Source organism: Micromonospora sp. CPCC 206061, assembly GCF_036906915.1.
Lineage (GTDB): Bacteria > Actinomycetota > Actinomycetes > Mycobacteriales > Micromonosporaceae > Phytohabitans.
Genome location: NZ_JBAKHX010000177.1, coordinates 1 through 3,066, shown reverse-complemented (window position 1 = coordinate 3,066; position 3,066 = coordinate 1). Strand labels below are relative to the sequence as shown.

Annotated in this window: 4 protein-coding genes; 2 read left to right on the top strand and 2 right to left on the bottom strand. The window is 67.9% G+C overall.

The window, feature by feature from the left end:
* Positions 1-23: 23 nt before the first annotated feature.
* Positions 24-299, bottom strand: coding sequence for an HAD hydrolase-like protein (locus V6V89_RS41135; protein ID WP_334625159.1), 276 nt, complete (start codon positions 297-299; stop codon positions 24-26).
* A 194-nt stretch (positions 300-493) separates the two neighbouring features.
* Between V6V89_RS41135 and V6V89_RS41130 the strand changes: the two genes are divergently transcribed.
* Complete coding sequence (locus V6V89_RS41130) at positions 494-979, top strand: hypothetical protein (protein ID WP_334625156.1); 486 nt, start codon at positions 494-496, stop codon at positions 977-979.
* A 1,054-nt stretch (positions 980-2,033) separates the two neighbouring features.
* Positions 2,034-2,447: a hypothetical protein gene (locus V6V89_RS41125; protein ID WP_334625154.1), complete on the top strand. Its 414-nt coding sequence runs from the start codon at positions 2,034-2,036 to the stop codon at positions 2,445-2,447.
* 439 nt (positions 2,448-2,886) lie between these two features.
* On the opposite strand, the gene V6V89_RS41120 is transcribed toward V6V89_RS41125, so the two are convergent.
* The coding region (locus V6V89_RS41120) for a hypothetical protein (RefSeq protein WP_334625152.1) at positions 2,887-3,066 on the bottom strand (180 nt) is incomplete at its 5' end.

Sequence of the window (3,066 nt, the reverse complement as noted above, 5' to 3'; positions counted from 1 at the left end):
GCCACTGCCCTCCGCGGTTTGGATCAATCGGCCAGCACTGCAGACGGCCGCACAACAGACGAACTAAAAAGATCTTGTCTCATTGATCTTGACAGGTTCCGACCGACGAGGCGAAGGATCAGATGCTCCGCCGCGTCCTGCGACAACCCCACAAACTTTCGGAAGCACTCCTCGTCACTGATCTCAACACCCAGTAGCCGCAGGCGCTTGGCCAGCACGCTGATCACGATCGGTTCGCTCTGAACCAGTACCCCGTCGCAGTCAAAGATCACCAGCTCTGGACGGCCGTTGTCGTTCACCCAGCCTCCGCTTCCCATCCAGGCAGCGCCGATCCGTGGAGGCCAATCGGCCACCTACCCGCTGGTGACGAGCGTTCCTCACCGGTGGGTTCCAGACAAGGAAGCGCGTTGCCGGAGGAGGCCGACCGGCTTCCAGCCCGCGATGGGCACGGCAACCCGATGAGTGGTCCCCGTCGCATCAAAAGGTCCAGTCGATGGATGCGCGATCGCCATCGACACGGTCGCAGATCGCCGCCGATGAGGCGCGCGGTGCCGGCGGGATCGAGGACGATGTCGCGCATGTCCTGGGCAAGCTGCCTCGGCGCGCGACGCTGTGCGGCGTGTGGACCTTGTCGAGCCGGGGCAGCGCGAGCTGGACTACATCGGCCGAGCAGCGGCAGCCTCCCATGACCAACCGGGTCTTGTCAGACGTGGCGAACACCCTCCGATCTGACAGGGCCCCCGAGATACTGACAGCGCAGGTCAACTGGTCGGCGGCACTGCCGCTCGGCGGGACAACGCTGACACCGTCGGAGTGCTGGCCGGCACATGGAAGCGGGTTGGGTGCTTTCCCGGCCGCGCTGTCGGGTTCGCCGACCTTCCTCGTGGTACTGATGGCGGTCACGCTGCGTATCCGGCAGTTTAGACCGATGAACCCGGCGGATTCGGCACCTGGCGGCCACACCTGGCGTGGCGGCTAGCACTGCGGCAGTGCCGACACGTGCCGGCGACATAGTGCCGCGCGGTGCGGCAGTTCGGCACTCTCGGCAGTCCGGCACTTCCGCAGCGGTTCGGCACTTTGGCGGTGCGGTGGCACTTTCGGGACCTCGCTCCGGCAGTGCCGTGGGGTCTGGCAGCGCGGAGCGGTTTCCGCAGTTCGGCGCGATCCCGGCAGTTCGGCAGTCCGGCCTTGCCGCTGGGTGGAGCACTGCCGTGGCGATACCGACGCACGTGGCGTGGGAGGTCGGCCGCCGTTGTACCGCTCGTCCCGGCGGTAGCGGGCGACGTGCCAGGCACTCGGCGGGGCCGGGTGCGGCGATCGCGAACCCTGGACGGGCGGCTCTGACAGGGCGTGTTGTCAGAGTCTTGTCAGATCGAGCTTGAGGTGGGCGGACTTCCCGAAGGCTTGTCAGATTCGCCGCGTCCATCCGGGAGCGAGTGCCACATGCTCCTCGGCGGCGGGCGCTGCGCAGGGCGTGGAATGTCTGACAAGGCAGGTCACGGCGGGTTTTCCGCAGGAAAGACATTTCTGACAATCGATATCCTGTCAGATTCTCATTCCTGACAGTCGATGTCTTGTCAGATTCGTCGGGCGGTCCCGCGCGGGCGGCGAAACAGCCGTTGACCTGCGCTGTCAGACCGCTGTCAGACCGCTGTGGCGTACTGGGGGCGACAGCTGTGTCCTGCGTGCGGCACATCCCACCGCCCTCTGGGTTGGAGCCCGTCCCCATGAGCGAGCCCGACCTTCGCGACGACTGGTCGACGTCCGCGCTACGGGCCGTCGACAAAAGCGTTCGCGGTCCTGACCGCCGCCGGCATCGCCGGACCCTGCACTGAGCGGTCGGCAGACGCCGGCACGTCCGGCACTGCCGCGTCCGGCACTGCCGCGTCCGGCACTGCCGCGTCCGGCACTGCCGCGTCCGGCACTTCTGGGTTCCGCGGCGGCACTGCCGCCGTCGGATGCGTCGGCACAATCGCCGGCAGTTTCGGCGCGGCGACATCTGCCGGCGTTGATCTTGTTCCGCCGCCTGGCTGATGGCACATCCGAGCGCCTCCGCCGTCCGTGACGCTGTGTGGTGGGAGCTGATTCGCCGTGCCCGGCAGGGCAGGCCCGAGTGGGTGATCGCGGCCGACGTGATGGCCATGCCAGGGACTGGTCGACATGGCCGGCACCCTTACAGCGGGATACGCGGCGAGGCGGCCGACCTCGACGCCGAGATCCTCACCGGATTCCTGCACGCTCTGCGCGGTGGCGTGGACCCGGCCCGCCTGTGTTTTGCCCCTTGGCGCGCGGGCCGGGAACCGCGCCTGACCCGGCAGGAGTACCCGCTCGTGGACGACTTCGAGCGCGCCGCCGACGATTCGGCCAAGTACCTCGACCTGCTCGCCAAGACCTGGACCGGCAAGGCCGCCGTAGCCAGCCGTACTGCCAGTTCCGTCGCCGCGTGAGCTCTGGGGTCGCAGCGGCCTGACCGACCCGGCATCCCTTGTCCGGCCCGGCGCGCCAGGGCCGGCCCTGGTCATGCCACCGCCCCGTGTCGCCCGCACCATGAACCCTTCTGGCGGGCGACGGCCGCCGTGGACGCCGCCGGTTGTACGCATGCCAGCCGTTGCCGGGCGCGCGGGATCTGACAGCGGACCTGACAGTTGCCTCCACCGCATGCCGCGCGGTGTCGAGTGGCGGTCCGTCCGACACCGGCTCTGACCTGCCTTGTCAGATCCGCGGCGGCGTTGTCAGAGCGCTGTCAGATCGGGGGGTGTTCGCCACGTCTGACAAAGCCCGGTTGGTGGGTGTAGCGGTCGTGAGCTGCTGACGGTGCGGCGGCATCGCGACGAAGGTGGCTCCGGCCCTCGAGAGCGAACCGCCAGTCCCAGGCGGGCGAGCCCGCTACCGCTCTGTCTTGCCGCGGTTGCGGATGCCGGCGATCGGGTTGGGGTCGGTGCTGGTGTCAGTGTGGCGGTCGCTTCGGAACCTGTCAAGATCAATGAGACAAGATCTTTTTAGTTCGTCTGTTGTGCGGCCGTCTGCAGTGCTGGCCGATTGATCCAAACCGCGGAGGGCAGTGGC